At 61.5% G+C, this 17,989-nt stretch carries 16 protein-coding genes; 8 read left to right on the top strand and 8 right to left on the bottom strand.

Annotated elements, in window-relative coordinates; all coding sequences use genetic code 11:
- The first annotated feature begins 1 nt into the window (after position 1).
- From ACYVIA_RS16295 to ACYVIA_RS16280, 4 genes are read left to right on the top strand one after another with little or no spacing between them, the layout of a single operon-like run.
- A complete protein-coding gene (locus tag ACYVIA_RS16295) occupies positions 2–799 on the top strand; it encodes an SDR family oxidoreductase (RefSeq protein WP_460842607.1) in 798 nt (265 codons plus the stop codon).
- A 45-nt stretch (positions 800–844) separates the two neighbouring features.
- Complete coding sequence (locus ACYVIA_RS16290; RefSeq protein WP_460842605.1) at positions 845–1,486, top strand: tetratricopeptide repeat protein; 642 nt, start codon at positions 845–847, stop codon at positions 1,484–1,486.
- A gap of 48 nt (positions 1,487–1,534) precedes the next feature.
- A complete protein-coding gene (locus tag ACYVIA_RS16285) occupies positions 1,535–2,200 on the top strand; it encodes a response regulator (RefSeq protein WP_460842603.1) in 666 nt (221 codons plus the stop codon).
- Positions 2,197–3,618 carry a sensor histidine kinase gene (locus tag ACYVIA_RS16280; protein ID WP_460842601.1) on the top strand — a complete coding sequence of 474 codons (1,422 nt, stop codon included), beginning with the start codon at positions 2,197–2,199 and terminating at the stop codon, positions 3,616–3,618. Before ACYVIA_RS16285 ends, ACYVIA_RS16280 begins: the two co-directional genes overlap by 4 nt.
- A gap of 123 nt (positions 3,619–3,741) precedes the next feature.
- Here ACYVIA_RS16280 and ACYVIA_RS16275 read toward each other — a convergent pair whose 3' ends face one another.
- Positions 3,742–4,581 carry a universal stress protein gene (locus ACYVIA_RS16275; protein WP_460842599.1) on the bottom strand — a complete coding sequence of 280 codons (840 nt, stop codon included), beginning with the start codon at positions 4,579–4,581 and terminating at the stop codon, positions 3,742–3,744.
- Between the two features lie 282 nt (positions 4,582–4,863).
- Between ACYVIA_RS16275 and ppsA the strand changes: the two genes are divergently transcribed.
- Positions 4,864–7,290 (top strand): phosphoenolpyruvate synthase, encoded by a 2,427-nt coding sequence (ppsA, locus tag ACYVIA_RS16270; protein ID WP_460842597.1) that lies wholly within the window; start codon positions 4,864–4,866, stop codon positions 7,288–7,290.
- A gap of 92 nt (positions 7,291–7,382) precedes the next feature.
- Here the strand turns inward: ppsA and ACYVIA_RS16265 are convergent, their stop codons facing one another.
- The 4 genes from ACYVIA_RS16265 to ACYVIA_RS16250 all read right to left on the bottom strand — a co-directional run bounded on the left by ACYVIA_RS16265 (position 7,383) and on the right by ACYVIA_RS16250 (position 11,733).
- Positions 7,383–7,772 (bottom strand): CBS domain-containing protein, encoded by a 390-nt coding sequence (locus tag ACYVIA_RS16265; protein ID WP_460842595.1) that lies wholly within the window; start codon positions 7,770–7,772, stop codon positions 7,383–7,385.
- Positions 7,773–7,904: 132 nt separating this feature from the next.
- Positions 7,905–8,366 carry a CBS domain-containing protein gene (locus ACYVIA_RS16260; RefSeq protein ID WP_460842593.1) on the bottom strand — a complete coding sequence of 154 codons (462 nt, stop codon included), beginning with the start codon at positions 8,364–8,366 and terminating at the stop codon, positions 7,905–7,907.
- Positions 8,367–8,490: 124 nt separating this feature from the next.
- Complete coding sequence (locus ACYVIA_RS16255) at positions 8,491–8,811, bottom strand: hypothetical protein (protein ID WP_460842592.1); 321 nt, start codon at positions 8,809–8,811, stop codon at positions 8,491–8,493.
- Between the two features lie 75 nt (positions 8,812–8,886).
- Positions 8,887–11,733 (bottom strand): AMP-binding protein, encoded by a 2,847-nt coding sequence (locus tag ACYVIA_RS16250; protein WP_460842590.1) that lies wholly within the window; start codon positions 11,731–11,733, stop codon positions 8,887–8,889.
- Between the two features lie 105 nt (positions 11,734–11,838).
- Between ACYVIA_RS16250 and ACYVIA_RS16245 the strand changes: the two genes are divergently transcribed.
- Together ACYVIA_RS16245 and ACYVIA_RS16240 are read left to right on the top strand one after the other, a co-directional pair.
- Positions 11,839–13,158 carry an MFS transporter gene (locus tag ACYVIA_RS16245; protein ID WP_460842587.1) on the top strand — a complete coding sequence of 440 codons (1,320 nt, stop codon included), beginning with the start codon at positions 11,839–11,841 and terminating at the stop codon, positions 13,156–13,158.
- Between the two features lie 32 nt (positions 13,159–13,190).
- A complete protein-coding gene (locus ACYVIA_RS16240; RefSeq protein WP_460842585.1) occupies positions 13,191–14,234 on the top strand; it encodes a DUF2279 domain-containing protein in 1,044 nt (347 codons plus the stop codon).
- An 89-nt stretch (positions 14,235–14,323) separates the two neighbouring features.
- Here ACYVIA_RS16240 and ACYVIA_RS16235 read toward each other — a convergent pair whose 3' ends face one another.
- Positions 14,324–14,806, bottom strand: a complete 483-nt coding sequence (locus ACYVIA_RS16235) for a flavodoxin family protein (protein WP_460842583.1) — start codon at positions 14,804–14,806, stop codon at positions 14,324–14,326.
- 348 nt (positions 14,807–15,154) lie between these two features.
- Here ACYVIA_RS16235 and ACYVIA_RS16230 point away from each other — a divergent pair, with 348 nt between their 5' ends.
- A complete protein-coding gene (locus ACYVIA_RS16230) occupies positions 15,155–15,604 on the top strand; it encodes an Hsp20/alpha crystallin family protein (RefSeq protein WP_460842581.1) in 450 nt (149 codons plus the stop codon).
- 605 nt (positions 15,605–16,209) lie between these two features.
- Here ACYVIA_RS16230 and ACYVIA_RS16225 read toward each other — a convergent pair.
- Together ACYVIA_RS16225 and ACYVIA_RS16220 are read right to left on the bottom strand one after the other, a co-directional pair.
- Positions 16,210–17,508 carry an RNA polymerase sigma factor gene (locus ACYVIA_RS16225; protein ID WP_460842580.1) on the bottom strand — a complete coding sequence of 433 codons (1,299 nt, stop codon included), beginning with the start codon at positions 17,506–17,508 and terminating at the stop codon, positions 16,210–16,212.
- Positions 17,508–17,921 carry a VOC family protein gene (locus ACYVIA_RS16220; RefSeq protein ID WP_460842578.1) on the bottom strand — a complete coding sequence of 138 codons (414 nt, stop codon included), beginning with the start codon at positions 17,919–17,921 and terminating at the stop codon, positions 17,508–17,510. Before ACYVIA_RS16220 ends, ACYVIA_RS16225 begins: the two co-directional genes overlap by 1 nt.
- Positions 17,922–17,989 lie beyond the last annotated feature (68 nt).

Genomic DNA, 17,989 nt, shown 5'->3' with positions numbered 1-17,989 from the left:
GATGTCGGTCAGTTTTGCAGATGCGCCGCTGCGCGCCGTGCTGACGGGCGCCAGCGGCGGCATAGGAAAGGCCATCGCGCGGGAGCTTGCGCCGCATGCGGAGTGGCTGGTCCTAGTCGGGCGGAACGTTGCTGTGCTTGAGACATTGAAGAAGGAGCTTGGGGCGCACGTGCACATCGTGGCCGGCGACGTCACCGAACAGCCAACGCTGCTTGCAATCGAGGACAAGGCGCACCAGCTCGGGGGCATGAACCTGCTTGTTAACAATGCCGGTGCCAGCGATTTCCACGCCTTCGACACCCAGGATGTGGACGCGATCCGCAGACTGCTGGACACCAACCTCCTGGCACCGATGCTGCTGACACGGCAGTTGCTGCCCCTGGTCCGGCGCGCGCCTGCGGCACAAATCGTCAACATCGGCTCGATCTTCGGCTATGTCGGTTATCCCGGCTTTGCCGCGTACTGCGCGAGCAAGTCCGGGCTGCGCGGCTTCACCCAAGCGCTGCGCCGCGAACTGTCCGACACGTCGATCAACGTGCGCCATTTCGCACCGCGGGCGACGTCAACGGCGATCAACAGCGCGCCTGTCGAGGCGATGAACCGCGAGCTGAAGAATGCGCAGGACACGCCGGAGCACGTTGCACGGCAGTTCCTGCAGTTCCTGCGCGGGACGGCATGGGAAACGAAGCTCGGGGCGAAGGAATCCTTCTTCGTGCTCATCAACCACCTGTTGCCGAAGATGCCGGACAAGGCGATCTTTTCCCAGCTGCCGGTCATCCGCAAGCACCTGCCCAGGTAAACAAAATAAAACGAATTCGATCAAAGTGAGGTTCATATGAATGCAATGAAAAAACTGTTTGTCGCGATGCTCGCGGCAGCATTGCTGGCCGTGAATCCGGCGCTGGCTTCGGTGGACGACGACGTCGCCAAGCTGCAGCACGAGTGGGAGCGCGTGAAATACCAGATGCCGGCCGCAGAGCAGGAGAAGGAATTCGGCCGCCTTGTCGGCGAGGCGGCGAAGGCCATTGAGCGCAATCCCAACCGAGCAGAAGTGCTGATCTGGCACGGCATCATCGAAGCCAGCCAGGCCGGCGCGAAGGGCGGTCTTGGTGCGCTGTCGCTGGTAAAGGATGCAAAGAAATCCTTCGAGCGCGCGCTCGAGATCAATCCCGACGCGCTGGCCGGCTCCGCCTATACCAGCCTCGGTTCGCTGTACTACCAGGTGCCGGGCTGGCCGCTCGGTTTCGGCGATGACAAAAAGGCATTCGAACTGCTGAAGAAAGGTCTGGCAGTCAATCCGGACGGCATTGATCCCAACTACTTCTATGGTGATTTCCTGTTCCGCTCGGGCGACCTCGACAACGCAGAGAAGGTCCTGCGCAAAGCGCTTGCCGCGCCGGCAAGACCGGGGCGCAAGCTGGCCGACGAAGGCCGCCGCAAGGAAATCAACGCGCTTCTTGAAAAGATCGCAGCCAAGCGCCGATAATGCGCACAAGCGCCCATTACGCGCATACCAGGGAAACGGCACAGAAAATTGCGAATACTTCTTGTAGAAGATGACCAGCTGCTGGCCTCCGGCTTGCTGGTGGCGCTGCAGCGGGCGCATTACATTGTCGAGCATGTGCAGGACGGCCCGTCGGCCGTCCGCGCAATGACTGACAATCCCTTCGGCCTCGTGATCCTTGACCTCGGCCTTCCGAAGATGGATGGCACCGAGGTGCTCAAGGCGGTGCGTGCCGGCGGCAATTCCGTTCCCGTCCTCATCCTGTCGGCGCGTGATGCGACGCGGGACCGCATCCTCGGCCTCGACCTTGGCGCCGACGATTATCTTGTCAAACCCTTCGAACTCGACGAACTGCTGGCGCGTATCCGCGTGCTGGAACGGCGACGCAGCGGGCTGCCGGTCAACCAGCTGCAGCTTGGCGGACTGGTGCTCGACCTGGCCAATTTTTCTGTCCTGTGGAAAGGCGAACCAGTGGAGCTGCAGCGACGCGAGTTCATGCTGCTCAAGCGCCTGATCGAAAACCCACAGCAGATTTTCAGCCGTGCCCAGCTGGAGGAATCACTGTATGGCTGGGGCGAAGGGGTGGAAAGCAATGCGATCGACGTGCATGTGCACCACATCAGGAAAAAGATCTCTGCCTCGGTAATCCGCACGATACGCGGTGTCGGTTATCGCATCGGGCAGGTGGATGCATGAACACGCGCCGCTATTCGATCCGGCGACGGCTGGTCACCGGCACGCTCGCCTGCATGGTTCTCATCCTTGGTGCTATCGGCGTTGCGGTCAACGATGTGGCGCGGCACGAGTCGGAAGAAATTTTCAGTGCCAGGCTTGCGACGTCGGCCCGCGTGCTTGAGGCACTCGTTGCACGCCAGGTCGAGTTGGCAAGCATCACGCAGCCCATCATCATCAGCCTGCCGAAGGAACTGGAATACGCCGAAGGCGACGAGCCGGAAGACTACGGCCATCCTTATGAAACGAAGATCGCTTTCCAGATATGGGATGACGAAGGCCGTTTGCTCGTGAAGTCCGCGCTGGCGCCGGAAACGGCGCTCGGCCCGCTTCAGGCAGGATTCAGCAGCAATACGATCGGACCGGATGTGTGGGAAGTGTTTACGCTGCGATCCGGCAACGTCTGGGTGCTGGCGGCCGAGAAGGAAGAGGTCCGCCACGAACTGGCAAGCGAATTGGGCGCCTCGATCCTGCTCCCGCTGGCAGCCGGCGGCTTGCTGATGCTACTTGCCGTCAATTTCGTGCTGTCCTTCAATACCCGGTCGCTGCGCGAACTTGCCGATCGCATTGCCAAACGCGAGCCGGAGTCGCTGGCAAAGATCGAGCTGACGGACACGCCGGCAGAACTTGCTCCGATCGTTCATGAGCTTAACAACTTGCTCGACCGGGTAAAGGCGGCTTTCGAGCGCGAGAAGCGATTCATCGATGCTGCCGCGCACGAGATCCGCACACCGATTGCCGGACTGCAGGTGCATATCGAGAATGCGAACCGCGCGCAGACCGCGGAGGAACGCAAGAAATCCCTTGAGGATGCGCTGGTCGGACTGCGCCGCACCACGAAGCTGGCGGAACAATTGCTCGCTTTCAGCCGTATCACGGCCAGCGTGGACGATGAAGCGTTCCGTCCGGTATCGCTCAACGAAGTATGTTGCGACGTCATTACCGCGCAGGAACCGTTGCTCGCACGGCGCGGGCAGAGCATCGGGTTGGATGCATCGGAGGAATATACGGTGCAGGGCGCCCCGTATAAGCTGCAGCGCCTGGTGCAAAACCTGGTCGACAACGCTTCACGGTATGGCACGCCGCACGGCGAAATCCAGGTGGAGATTGCCAGGGAAGCGGACGGGGTCATGCTGCGCGTCTGTAACGACGGCGATCCGGTGCCGGAAGAGGAAATGGAAAAGATCTTTACGCCGTATTACCGCATTCCGCGCAAGGAATCCGCAGATGGGGACCCCAGTGGCTCGGGCCTTGGCCTTGCTATCGTCAAGGAAATCGCCGAACAGCACAAGGCAAAGGTCAGCGTGCAGCGAAAGAAGGACGGGCAGGGTACGGTCGTTTCGGTGTTCTTTCCCGGGGCTGGCGTGAAGAAGGGCGCGTAGACCGCGTTCCGCCGGTCTTCAGTGACCATATGCAAGAAGCAAGGGCGCCTCGAAAGCGCCCCTGTCCCTTTTCACCGACCTGCAGGCGGTGACGAGGCTTGTGCGGAGGGTGGTGTGAGACGCTTAATGCGCCGTCAACACCGGTATCGTCATGGTCTGTAGCACGGTCCGGGTCGGTCCGCCCAGCAAGACTTCGCGGAAGCGTGAATGGCCATAGCAGCCCATCACCAGCAGGTCGGCGTTCTGGTTTGCCGCCAGTGACAGCAGTGCATTGCCGATGTCAATGTCAGTGCTTTGCTCGAGCACATTCACCTTGATGTTGTGGCGTGCCAGATAGAGCGCGATATCTGCCCCCGGCTGTTCGCCATGCGCGCCGGCTTCCGAGCGTGCATTGAAGACGACAACATCCACGTTCTTCGCGCGGCGCAACAGCGGGATTGCGCTGTGCACTGCTTTCGTCGCTTCCATGCTGCCATCCCAGGCAATCATCACGCGCTCGCCGGCGCTCGCGAATGTGCCGGTGTAAGGCACGATCAGCACCGGGCTGCCGCCGTTCATCGCCACATACTCGGGCAGGTCGGCGTAGGTCGACGGAGCATTACCGTCCGGATCATACTGTCCTACGATCACCAGATCGCTATAGCGCGCCTGCAGGCTCAGACCGCCGGCCGCTTCATCGTCGGTCATGCGCTTCTCAAACGAACTGACGCCGACACGGCGCGCAATGGTTTCGAACGGCGTGAGCTGGCGCTCGGTGCGCTGGCGGATCGTGTCAAGGAACGGCGCGATGCCGGCGGTGCCGGCATCGGCGGACATGGTTTCGAACAGGAACCGGGAGACGCCGGTCATGGCCGAGCCGATCAGGTGTGCGTCTTCGGCCTTGGCGAGACGGGCGGCGAGTTCGATGCGGGCTTCGGCATTGGCGGCGTCGTCAACGTATACCACGATGGTCTTGTAAGTCATGGATGCTCCTTTTCTTATCGTAATCAGGCCTGACCATCTTAACTTAGTACGGCGCTGCTTTCGAGCCCCATGAGCGCCGCCTTCCGCCCCCTGTGCGACGGTCTCCGGCCGACTGCTCCGGGCAGTGCGGAAAGTGCCGGTGACCCGCATGCGGATCAAGTTATTTGAACGCGGTTAAGCAAAAGCAGCAGCGCGTGGAGTAACCTAGCCGTGATCGTTCTGCCCCGTATGCAACCCTTGGCGCGTTGCTTCCAGTGCGCCTGAAACTTCATGGAGCCTGACATGGCAAACAGCCCCGCATCCTATGTCCGCTGGTTTTCCGAATTGGGTATTGCCGACGTGCCCCTGGTGGGCGGAAAGAATGCTTCCCTGGGCGAGATGTACCGGGAGCTGACGCCGAAAGGGGTGAAGGTGCCGAACGGTTTCGCGGTCACGGCCGAAGCCTACCGCTATGTGCTGGACAAGGCAGGCGGCTGGGGCCGGCTGCGCGAGGCGTTGGACGGGCTGGACGTCAATGACGTGGACGACCTTGCGCGGCGGGCACGCCGGGCGCGGGAAATCATCTATGCCGCGCCGCTGCCGGACGACCTGGTATCCGAGATACTCGAGGCCTACGCGGCGCTGCGGCAGGAGTACGGTCCGGAGCTCACCGTGGCCGTGCGCAGTTCGGCAACGGCAGAGGACCTTCCCACCGCCAGCTTTGCCGGGCAGCACGAAACCTTCCTCAACATTTCCGGCGAGGCAAAGCTGCTGGATTCGGTCAAGCACTGCTTTGCCAGCCTGTTCAAAGACCGTGCCATTCGTTACCGCGTGGATAACGGCTTCGATCATCTCAAGGTACTGCTCTCTGTCGGCATCATGAAGATGGTGCGCGCCGACCTGTCCGCGAGCGGCGTGATCTTTTCGCTTGATACCGAGACCGGTTTTCGCGATACGGTTTTCATCACCGGCGCCTACGGACTTGGGGAGAACGTGGTGCAAGGCACCGTCGATCCGGATGAATTCTATGTCTTCAAGACGACCTTCAAGGCGGGCAAGCAATCGGTGCTGCGCAGAACGCTCGGCGCCAAGAAGATCCGCATGGTCTATGCGAGTGCCGCCGGACGGGAGACCACGCGCAATGTGCCGACGCCCAAGGATTTGCAGCGGCGCTTCTGTATCGAAGATGATGAAGTGCTGCAACTTGCACAGGCGGCCATGATCATCGAGGAGCACTACAGCGAAAAGGCCGGGCATCCGGTTCCGATGGACATGGAGTGGGCCAAGGACGGTCTCGACGGGAAGCTGTACATCGTGCAGGCGCGCCCGGAGACGGTCGCCTCCCGGAAGGAATCCGGCATGCTGGAGGAGTATGTGCTGGAAGGGAAGGGCAAGGTGCTGGCGCGCGGCCGTGCCGTCGGCGGCAAGGTGCGTACCGGCGTGGCGCGCGTCGTCACCGATGTGTCCCAACTGAACCAGTTCCGTCCGGGAGAAGTGCTGGTTGCCGATACCACCACGCCCGACTGGGGCACCGTCATGAAGACCGCGGCGGCGCTGGTGACCAACCGTGGCGGGCGCACCTGTCACGCGGCAATCGTCGCGCGGGAAATCGGCATGCCGGCCGTCGTCGGTTGCGATACGGCGACGGAAAGCATCAAGACCGGCGATGTTGTGACGATTTCCTGCGCGGAGGGCGACACCGGGCGGGTGTACGAGGGAACGATTCCGTTCAAGACCATCCGCACCGACCTGTCCACACTGCCGCGTCCGCAGACGCACCTGATGGTCAACCTGGGCAATCCCGATGTTGCCTTCAAGACGAGCTTCCTGCCGGCGGATGGCGTCGGACTGGCGCGCATGGAGTTCATTGTTGCCGAGCACATCAAGGTGCATCCGATGGCGCTGGTGCACCCGGAGCGCATCGACGACGACAAGGTGCGCGAAGAAATTGCGCGCCTGACGCGCGGCTTCGCGCGGCCGGGGGATTTCTTCGTGCGGCAGCTGTCGGAAGGCGTGGCCACCATCGCCGCCGCCTTCTATCCGCGGCCGGTCATCGTGCGTATGTCGGACTTCAAGACCAACGAATACGCCAGCTTGCTGGGCGGGCGCTGGTTCGAGCCGAAGGAGGAAAACCCGATGATGGGTTTTCGCGGCGCATCGCGCTATGCGCACCCGGCCTACGCCGAGGGATTTGCGCTTGAATGCGAGGCGATGAAGCGCGTGCGTGACGACATGGGACTGACCAACGTCAAGCTGATGATCCCGTTCTGCCGTCGCATCCAGGAGGCGCAGACTGTGCTTGAGTGCATGGCGAAGAACGGCTTGCGGCGCGGCGACAACGGCTTGGAAATCTATGTGATGTGCGAGATTCCGAACAACGTGATCCAGATCGACGGTTTCTCGCAGCTGTTCGACGGCTTCTCGATTGGCTCCAACGACCTGACACAACTGGTGCTCGGTGTGGATAGGGATTCCGAGATCGTCGCTTTCGACTTCGACGAGCGGGATGAGGGCGTGAAGACGATGATCCGCATGACGGTGGAGGGCGCGCGGCGGAACCAGCGGCATTCGGGCATCTGCGGCCAGGCGCCATCCGATTACCCGGAAGTGGCGGAGTACCTGGTGGAGCTGGGCATCGATTCCATCAGCCTGAACCCCGACACGCTGCTGAAGACGACGCGGCATGTACTGGAGGTGGAAAAACGGCTTGGACGGCCGCCGCGCAAGTAGGCTCCGGAGCGACGGGACGAAGTCGCGGGTATTACCGGGCAGAGCAAGGCGGGCATTACCGGATGCTATTGCTCAGCGCTGGCGCGCACGCCTTACTTCCCGTTCTTTTCGAGAAAGAGCCGCACAAAGTCCAGTGCCGAAACGATGCCTTCCATGCGTTCGTTCTCCATCACGACGACATGGTGGATGCGATGCGTGAGCATCAGGTCCGCGACTTCGGAAATCGGGGTGTCCGGCCGGACTTCAACCGGACGGTAGGTGCAGATTTCCCATGCCTTGACGTTCTTCGGGTCCCTGCCTGTGGAATGGAACTTCACGAGGTCGGTGGACGTGATGATGCCGAGGATTGCACCGTCGGCATCGTAGACCGGCGTCGAAGAAATCCGGTGGGTCTGCATCAAGGTTTCCACATCCTCCACCGTGTCGTCCATGCTTACGGGACTGACGATGCGATGCATGATCGAGGATATCGGTTTGCTCATGGGTGTCACCCTGATCAGTTCAATGTCAACATCGGCCGGGCGTCGTCCCGCAAATCTCTCCGCATCGTGCATCGCATTGTGCAGCGCATAGCGTCACTGGATATCGTCACGCTGACAGGCTGGCGACAATGGTTATACGCGGCTGCGCGCCTCGTGCCTCGCTTCGCTGGCAATCGCCTGGACGAAGCCCTGCATTTGCTCGGCCATGATGCCAAGCAGGTCGTCGAGCGTGACGATGCCCACGAGGACGCCTTTGTCCGTGGTCACGGGAATGCGGCGCACGCCACGCTGGCGCATCAGGTGCATCACCTCATGCATTGAATCACTCTCGTGCGCGGTGGCCGGTTCGGCGCTCATGATGTCGCCCACGCGCAGCGTTTGCGGGTCAAAATCACGCGCCATCGCCACGACGGCAATATCGCGATCGGTCAGCATGCCGACGACGATCCGCCCCAGCTCTGCCTCCCGCACCACAACCAGGCTGCCGACGTGCTGGTCGCGCATCAGTTGCGCGGCCTGTTTCAGCGGCATGTCCTCGGTGGCAAAGACCACTTCACGGTTGCAGATTTCGCCGATATCCAGTTTTTCTGCCATACCTTGTCTCCATGTGTAGTGATGAACGAGGTATCAGTGTGTGCTCCGTGGCGCGGGCCGGATTGAGCGGGCTCAAGGCGGCATGGGCGCAGGCTGCGAACGATCGCTTCAGGAAAGGCGAAGGCTATACCAGACCGAGGATCCGGCCGATCTCGGCGATATAGGGGCTGTCGCGCAGCACTTCGCCCTCGACCTTGGCGGTCACGTCCTGCAAGCCGTTATGCAACGAATGCAATCTTTCCCGAACCCAACCTTCCTCCCGTCGTGGCGATGCCAGCAGCTGCTTGAGCCGGTCAATTTCTTCACGCAGGTCGTCTGCCTGCGGCAGGTCGGCGCGGGACAGTTCCTCTTCCAGGTCGGCGACGAGGCGGCTGATCCGCTCCATGCTGAAGTCCTGGTGCTGCGGTGTCTGACGGGTGGTGTCCGTCTCGATGGGGGCGTTCATGTTTCACGTGTCCTTCGGTAATTGAAAACCGCATAGTTTCGATTGGATCGCCAATCAAATGTTCCGGGGAATGATTTACTCCGGCCAGGCGAACTCCCCGGACAGCTGTGCCATTGTGGCACGTGCGACGGCGCTTGCCGACACGATGTCGCGCCATTCTTGACCTGGAGCCGGGTGCAGGGCGCCGACGTCGAACGCCAGTGTGGTGCGGCGCGGCCACCAGGAGCCGGAGCGCAATGCCGACCGGGTGCCGCCCAATCCGGCAACCGCCAGCGGAACGCCAGCCTTGGCCGCGGGGACAAAAGCGCCGGAGCGGAAAGGACGCAAGCCGGCCGCCCGGGTGAAGGTGCCTTCCGGAAAAACCACGAGGTGTTGTCCCGTCTTCAGCGCGGCGACCATCTTCTCGACATCCTCGGTGCTGCGCGTGGTGTCGATGCGCTCGATGAACAGGGTGCCGAGCGCCTGCAGCAGCCGTCGCATCAATGGTTGCCGCACAAATTCGCCCTTTGCTGCAAAGACATAGCCGGGACGGTCAGGCAGTACCGCCGTCAGCACGATCGCGTCCAGATAGCTGGAGTGGTTCACCAGCAGGATGTGTGCTTGCTTCGGCAGCCGTTCCATCCCGCTGACGCTGACTGGCATCGCCGTCAGCTGCAGCAGCAGACGCGCACCATGGCGTGCGAAGCGGCGCGCAAACGGCGGATTGCGCAGCAGAAGCAGCAGGGCTCCGCACGGCAAAGCCAGCAGCGCGAGTACGGCCCACGCGTAGGCGCCGTAGCAAAAGGCCGTGCAGCGGCGTGCAAGGATCGTTGTCCGCGCTAGTGCGGTGCCAAGCGCAAGATGCATCCCGTGCCGCCACGGCGCATCCGCAGGTTCTGCCGCTTTTCCCTGCTCGTAGGCGTCGCGGCACGCCTGGCGACGGATCTTTCCACTCGAGGTCTTGAGCACGGAATGCGGCGGCACCAGCACGATATCGTCCGGCGCTATGCCGGTCACATCGACCGCGACCTGCGCAAGAGTCTGGCGCAGCTGCGCGCGCTTTGCGTCGTCGCGTTCCCGGGTTTCCGCCATGACGACCAGCCGCTCTGTGTTCCCTGTGTCGCCGGTGCCCGCTCTGCCCGCTGCGCCAGCCCAGCCGCCTTTGTCACCCGGAGCCTTGCGGCTGCCGAAAACGGCAACACAACCCTTGCGTATGCCCGCCACGTTGCCCACCGCCTGTTCCAGGTCATACGGGTACAGATTGCGTCCGCCGCGCTTGATAAGATCCTTTACTCGTCTGGTAATGAAAATTTCGCCGTCCGACATATAGGCAAAGTCGCCCGTATCGAGCCAGCCGTCACGGATCAGCCTGGCCGTGGCATCGGGATTGCGATAGTAGCCGGCAGTGGAGGAGGGGCCGCGGAATTCGACACGCCCGATGTGCCGTTCCGGCAGTTCGACGCCCGTCTCGTCCACCACGCGGATCTCATGGCCGGGCAACGGCCGGCCGCAGGATGGTATCGACAACACCTCGGTTTCTTCCGCGCCTGCCGGTACTGCAAGCCGGTCGCGGCTGAATGATTCTCCTCGGATCGCATCGATGCGCGGTCCGCGCAGCAGCGGCGGGAATGCAAGCCCGACCGAGGACTCGGCTAGGCCGTAGACCGGCGTCAGCGCTTCTCGGCGAAATCCACAGCGAGCGAATCGCGACGCAAATGCCTGCAGCGTGCCCGGATTGACTGGTTGCGCGCCATTGAGCGCAAGGCGCCAGCTGGAAAGGTCGAGGCCTGCCATCGCGGCATCGCTGATATGGCGCGTGCAGAGCTCGTACGCAAAGTTCGGCGCGGCGGAAATCGTGCCGCGATGGCGGCTGATCGCCTGCAGCCACAGCACCGGCCGCGAGAGGAAGGCCAGCGGGGACATTAGCACCAGGGGAATGCCGTGGTACATCGAGCCGAACCAGGCGCCGATCAGCCCCATGTCGTGATAGAGCGGAAGCCATGACACGAAGACATCCTCCGGCGTGGCCTGCGCGGCCTGGCCGAGCGCACGGACATTCGCCAGCAGGTTGGCGTGCGTCAGCTCCACGCCCTTGGGATCTCCTGTGCTGCCGGAGGTGTACTGGATGAAAGCAAGGTCGCCAGCGTGCGGTTGAAAGCGTGGCAGCGCGGATGCATTGCGCAGCTCGTCGGGCGTGACGATCGCCTTCAGGCTCGGGACTGCGGCCTGCAACATCACCGCCACCGGTTTGGCCTGTTGCACAGTGATGATCAGCGCCGCCTGCGCGTTGGAGAGAATGCGCGCATGGCGCTTCAGGTGTTCCTCGATCTGCGCGATGCGCGCGGGAGGATAGATCGGTACCGGCACACCGCCGGCGATGATGACGCCGAAGAAGCAGGCAAGGTAGTCGAATCCGGTAGGCAGCATCAGCGCGACCGTCTGGCGCAGCTGCAGTCCCTGTTCCGCGAGCCCTCCGGCTACAGTGCGCGCAGCCTGCAGTAGCTCGCGATAGCGGATCGCCTGCTCCTGATGCTGCTCTCCGTGCAGCAGGATGTGCATACGTTCCGGCTGCTGTTGCGCATGCCACTCCAGGACGTCGAGCAGGGTCGCCGCCTCATGCGGCAAACCCGCTGCGCGCCCATCAGGGAACGACGTGCCTGCGGACGGTGTCTGCTCCGAAGGCGCCTGGCCCAGCAGCCTCAGCACGGCGTCCGGTGTATCCGCCTCGGAGAGCGCTTCGGGAGGAAGTTCGATACCGAAAGACTTGCCGATGCGCAGCATCAGCTCCACGCGCGCAAGACTGTCGAGCCCCAGGTCCCGTTCAAAGGAAGTGCGAAGGTGGACCTTGACGGCATGGCCGGGATGCGTTTCAGCCGCGAGTTGCTGTACGATTGCCAACAACTCCTCCGCAGCGGGCTTTCTGGCGGCGACAGGTTCGTTCACGGCGGCCTCTGCAATGTGGGTATGGCCACACCTTAGTAGTTCGCAATCGCACTTCCTTATTGCCGGTCAATCGCGTTCATTGTTGTACCAAGATTCAACAAGAACATGTCGACATCGAGAAACATTGCCGTTTCAGAGAAAGTGCGCCCGTTTGCCGCCGGCGTTTCCTGGCGAGAGGTCTGGGGTTGGACGATGTACGACTTCGCCAACTCGAGCTACACCACGGTCGTCATTACCGCCATTTTCAACACCTACTTCGTCGCCGTGGTGGCCGAAGAAAAATCCTGGGCAACGCTGGCATGGACGGCCGCCCTGGCGCTTGCCAATGTCTTGCTGATGGTGCTCGGCCCTGCCATCGGCGCGTACGCCGACCTGCGCGCCAACAAGAAACGCCTGCTGCTCATTTCAACCGTCGGCTGCGTCGCCACCACGGCGTCCTTGTCGCTCGCCGATCCGCAGACGCTGTGGCTGACGATGCTCCTTCTCATTCTGTCGAGCACCTTCTTTGGTATCGGGGAAAATCTCGCCGCCGCCTTTCTCCCTGAACTCGCACCTGCGCAGCACCAGGGAAAGCTGTCCGGCTGGGGCTGGAGCGTCGGCTATGTCGGCGGGCTGCTGTCGCTGGGGCTTTGCCTTCTTTACGTGAACTGGGCAAGTGCCGCCGGGCATGAAGCGCGGGAATTCGTGCCGATCACGATGCTGATTACCGCGGCGATGTTCGGCACCGCAAGCCTGCCGACTTTCCTGTTTCTGCAGGAGCGCGCCAGGCCGCAAGGGCAGGGGGCGGTAAGGCATGTCATCGGGCAGGCCGGAATGCGACTGTGGGAGACAGTACGCCACGCACGGCATTACATGGACTTGCGACGCTTCCTTGTTTGCATCGTGATCTACCAGGCCGGCATACAGGCTGTCATTGCTCTGGCCGCCATTTATGCGCAGCAGGCGATGGGTTTCTCGACGCAGGACACGGTGATGCTGATCATCGTCGTCAATATCACTGCCGCAATCGGTGCATTTGCCTTCGGTTATGTGCAGGACCGGTTCGGCCATGTCCCCACGATTTCCGCCACGCTGGTCGGGTGGATTGTGATGATTGCGCTTGCATGGATGGCACACGGTCCGCTGCTGTTCTGGATCGCAGCCAATATTGCCGGCCTGTGCCTTGGCGCTAGCCAGTCGGCGGCGCGGGCATTCGTGGGCGTGCTCAGTCCTGTTGCGCGTCGCGGCGAATTCTTTGGCCTGTGGGGCATGGCTGTGCGGCTTGCGTCGATCGTCGGTCCGCTCACTTACGGATTCGTCAGCTGGATCTCGGACGGAGACCACCGGCTGGCGATGCTGATCACCGGCAGCTACTTCGCCGCCGGATTGTTGTTGCTGTCAGGAGTTAACGCGGAGCGCGGGATCAGGGCTGCGCGTGACGAGTGATCCTGGCTCCGTTCCTGTTAGAAAGGAGAGAAATGGACCGCAACAGATTCGCCGCCTGCTTTCCATGGCAACTGCGCCGGAGCGCTCTCCCTGTGCTGTTTGTGTACTTCGTACTTCAGCTGTTCGTTTTGCTCGCATTGTCGCCTGCACCTTTATGGGCGCAGGACAGGGAGGCGCAGGCGGCAACCGATACGGGCGGGGCCTGGCGTCCAGCCTACGCGGCAAATCCTGCATGGGGTCCCGAGACGCGCCAGGTTCGCGAAACTGCATCAGATGACATGCAGGGAGAGCTTGAGCGCCGCCGCCGGACATGGGGCATCATCGCCGGCAATTCGCTGGCTGTTGCCTTGTACGGCAAGGGAAACTGGTGGGAGGACGGATTCAATTCAACTTTCCGGTCGCAGAAGGAAGGCTGGTTTGGACAGAATACGTACAGCGGCGGCGCGGACAAGCTCGGCCACTTTTACATGAATTACGCCGGCACGCGCCTGTTTTCGCGCGCATTCGAGTGGGCCGGCAACACGCCGGAGCAATCGCTCGAAATGGCCGGCTGGCTGATGCTCGGCACGTTCACTGCCGTCGAAGTGCTCGATGGTTACTCGAAGGAATGGCGGTTCAGCCGCGAAGACGCCGTCATGAATGTGGCCGGCATCGGCGCGGCGATGCTGCTCGAGAAAAATCCGAGGCTCGATCGCCTGATTGACCTGCGCTTTCTTTACCAGCCGAGCAGTGGACGCGGCTTCGAGCCGTTCGGCGATTATTCCGGGCAGACTTATCTCCTTGTCGCGAAGGCGAGCGGCATTCCGGTACTGCAGACCCATCCCTTGTTGCGCTATCTCGAATTCGCCGTGGGCTACGGCAGCCGCGGTTATTCGTCGCGCCGCACGACTACCGACGAGCCCTCGCGCAATGTTTATGTCGGGATCTCCCTCAATCTCAGCGAGCTGCTCAATGCCTCTGTCTTCAAGTCGTCGGCTGAAGCGTCGCGGACGCAGCGCGTGACGAACACCGCCCTGGAGTTCCTGCAGGTACCGGGAACTGCCGTATTCAGCAAGACCCGGTTGCGCCCGGATTGACGCATGTTGCCCTGCGCTTATGCATCGTTTTCCCGAGGGCAGCCGATCGCGTTGTCGATCGGCAGGTACATGAATTACTCAAAACAAGATCACTTTTGCTGGACGAGCAATCGTTCCGAGAACGCGCGCACCTTGTCTCGGCTTCGCCCCTTGTTGATTTCCTCATCGGTCAGGACAAGCCGCGCGAGCGGCGTCTTCCCCGTCAGGGCTGCCATCTCGTCCAGCGCCTTGTCGCCACCGGAGCCCATCATGGTGCAGAAGAATGCCAGCTTGTTGAAGTGGCCGGCATTCTGGACGATGTAGCTCCTCATCGGTGCACAGACGCTGGACGCCCATACCGGCGTGCCGAGGATCAGAGTTTCGTAATCGCCCGGATCCCTGGAGGACGGAATGATCTCTGGAACTTTCTTTGTCACCGCCTGGTAACCCGAGAAGACATAACCCTTGAGCCCGCTTCGATCGGTTTTCTCGAGGATCGGCTCCAGTTCGCAACCGCAGGCGGCAGCGATTTCCTCGGCGGCCCTGCGTGTCATGCCGGTACGGGAAAAATAGACGACGAGGCAAGTCTGCATGTTTCGCACTCCTTTTTGTCGGGTGGCGAGATGATCCGGGGCAGGGCATGAGATGTCGGCAGGCCGAACAACCTGAAGTTCACATCATCGATTTGACAAGGTCCGGCGCATTGACGTCGATCATACCGGGCGGGGCATGCAGTCATATGATGGCTTGTGAGCGGCGCGGGACTGGCTTGCTTTCGCGATACGTGGACGAATGCGTGGACCAACGCCTGGATCGTGCAGACAGCCCCTGGAGGCGCAATGGTGTCCTTGCTGACCAGCGAGGGCAACGGGCGATTATTTACCTGTTACTCACCTGTTCATCACCCTGTTTCATCTCACCCCTTGTACATGGAGGCAAATATGGCTGGAAACCTGACGCGTTTTGACCCGTTCAAGGAAATGATGCGTTTCGATCCCTATCGCAATATGGAAGACTTTTTCAAGGAATTTTCCATGATGCCGTCTCTGCACGGATATGAGGCCGAGCCGCGCATCCGCATGGACGTTTCCGAGACCGACCAGGCCTATCAGGTCAAGGCGGAAATCCCCGGTGTAAAGAAGGATGACATCAAGATTTCCGTCGAAGGCAACAAGGTCTCGATCGCGGCTGAAGTAAAGCAGGAGAAGGAAGAAAAATCCGGCGGCAACGTTGTCCGGAGCGAGCGCTACTACGGACAGCAATATCGGAGCTTCATGCTGCCGCAGGATGTCGACGATGCGAAGGTGGAGGCGAAGTACCAGGACGGCATTCTGAGCCTGACGTTGCCGAAGAAGCCGGGAACGGCGGGCAAGCAGATCACGATCCAATAGAAGGCGATCCGGTAGAAGACTTCGCGGCTTGCAGGGGGGAATTGATCCAGCGCTGATTGATCAAGGCTGATCGGACTTGTTCGAGTGCTGAAAATGCGTCGGTCGCATCCGGCCAGTGGTAACCGGATGCGACCGATGTCGTTTTAGCAACGGCCTTTCTTGGCTTGGCCAGGAGGGCAATGGCCCGGTGATACAACAACCGCTTTGCCGCTGGAGACGACGACATGGGCAGAAGGTGTGTCCGGAACGACGACACAGCCGGAAAGAACTAGGCTGAGCGCGGATACAACAAACAAAATTTTCTTCATGGAACCTCTGGAAGAAATATCGCTATGTCGCTTAGCTAACGACAGTGGCCCTTGGGGAGTGACCGGGTGCGAAGTTACGCGCAATATTGCCTTAGATCAACGAATGTAAAACTCTGTTACAGGTTTCTGGGAACTTTTCCCGAAAACTGACTTCATTGACCGTCCCATCGGTGCGGGCGCCGTTTTGCTTCCGAACATTTGCAAGTATTGCAAGAGGCTCTTATCAAACATCCACCCGCGGCGGAAACCGCCTTCTAACGGAAATGCATTCTCCGTCATGGTGAAGGGAAAGCCGCACTATATTTCGCCGTGCTTGGGCGCGATGCACGCGCGCATCGCCTCGGCGCGCTTTTGCAGCAGTTCCCTCTCCCGCGTGTTTGCGGCAAGCGCCGCAGCGCTTTCAAATTCCTGTTGCGCTTCCCGATATCGTCCCAGCTTGGCGAGCAAGTCGCCACGCACGCTCGGCAGCCACTGGTAGCCTTTCAATGCGGGTTCATGGCGAATCCCGTCAACGATCTGCAGCCCCGCCGCAGGGCCTTCTGCCATCGCCACGGCCACCGCACGATTGAGTTCGATGACGGGAGAGGGCACAGCCTGTGCAAGCAAGGCATAGACATATGCAATCCGCGCCCAATCCGTTTTTTCGGCGGTAACGGCTCTGGCGTGGCATGCTGCAATCTCTGCCTGGAGCCGGTAAGGGCCGGCTGGTTCCCCGAGTGCATCCGCCCGCTGCAAAGCGGCAAGGCCGCGGCGGATGAGGAGCTGATCCCAGCGGCTGCGGTCCTGGTCGAGCAGGAGCACCGGCTGGCCGGAGGCATTTGTCCGGGCTTTTGCGCGGGAAGCCTGCAACTCCATCAGCGCCGCCAGCGCATGCGTTTCCGGCTCCGCCGGTGCCAGCTCGGCGAGAATGCGTCCAAGGCGGAGCGCTTCTTCGATCAGCGCGGGGCGCAACCAGTCGTCGCCGGCTGTCGCCGTATAACCTTCGTTGAAGATCAGATAAACCACTTCCAACACCGATGCCAGCCGCTCGGCGAGGGCTTCTCCGCGCGGCACTTCGAAGGGGATGCGCGCCTCGCGCAAGCTGCGCTTCGCACGCACGATGCGCTGCGCAATCGTCGGTTCGGGCACCAGGAAGGCGCGGGCGATTTCGTGCGTCGTCAGGCCGGCAAGCAGTTTCAGGGTCAGCGCCACGCGTGCCTCCATCGACAGCACCGGGTGGCAGGCAGTGAAGATCAGCCGCAGCAGGTCGTCACCGATTTCGTCAGCACGCGCGGCATCGAGCTCGTCCACGAAGTCGGGCACGACCAGCGCCTGCTGCGCATCGAGCTCATGGCCGAGCTGCTCCAGCTTGCCGTCGACAAGCTTGTGATGGCGCAGCCTGTCGAGGGCGCGGTTCTTCGCGGTTCTCATTAGCCAGGCACCGGGATTGTCCGGTATGCCTTGCGTCGGCCAGTGCTCGAGTGCCGCAACCAGCGCATCCTGCGCGAGTTCTTCCGCCAGGCCGATATCGCGCACCATCCGTGCGACGCCGGCCACGATCCGGGCGGACTCCATCCGCCAGACCGCATCGATCGCCTGATGGACCGCCGAATGCATTAGGTCGGGGCTGTTGTCGGTACTTCTGAGCTCATGTACACCAGCTCCCAGATGTGCCCGTCAGGATCCTCGAAGCCATGGCTGTACATGAAGCCGTGGTCCTGCGGCGGGCGCGGCGCCTTGCCGCCAGCCGCTATTGCCTTCGCGACGAGCTCGTCAACCTGCGTACGACTGTCGCAGGAGAGGCAGGTCAGCACTTCGGTCACTTCGCGGGCATCGGCGACGCGTTTACTGGTGAACGTCTGGAAAAAGTTTTCCGCCAACAGCATCACGTAGATGTCGTCGGAGACGACCATGCACGCGCCTTGCTCGTCAGTGAACTGCGCATTGAAGACAAAGCCAAGGCTGCTGAAGAAGGCTTTGGATCGCTCCAGGTCCTTGACGGGAAGATTGACGAAAATCTGTCTGCTCATGGGATTCCTCTTGTCTCGGTGTCGTTGTGTTTATCGATTTGGTCGTGGTACGCGGCTATTGCGCGGAT

It is taken from the genome of Noviherbaspirillum agri (genome assembly GCF_054780595.1).
This window is presented reverse-complemented; position numbering and strand designations above follow the sequence as displayed.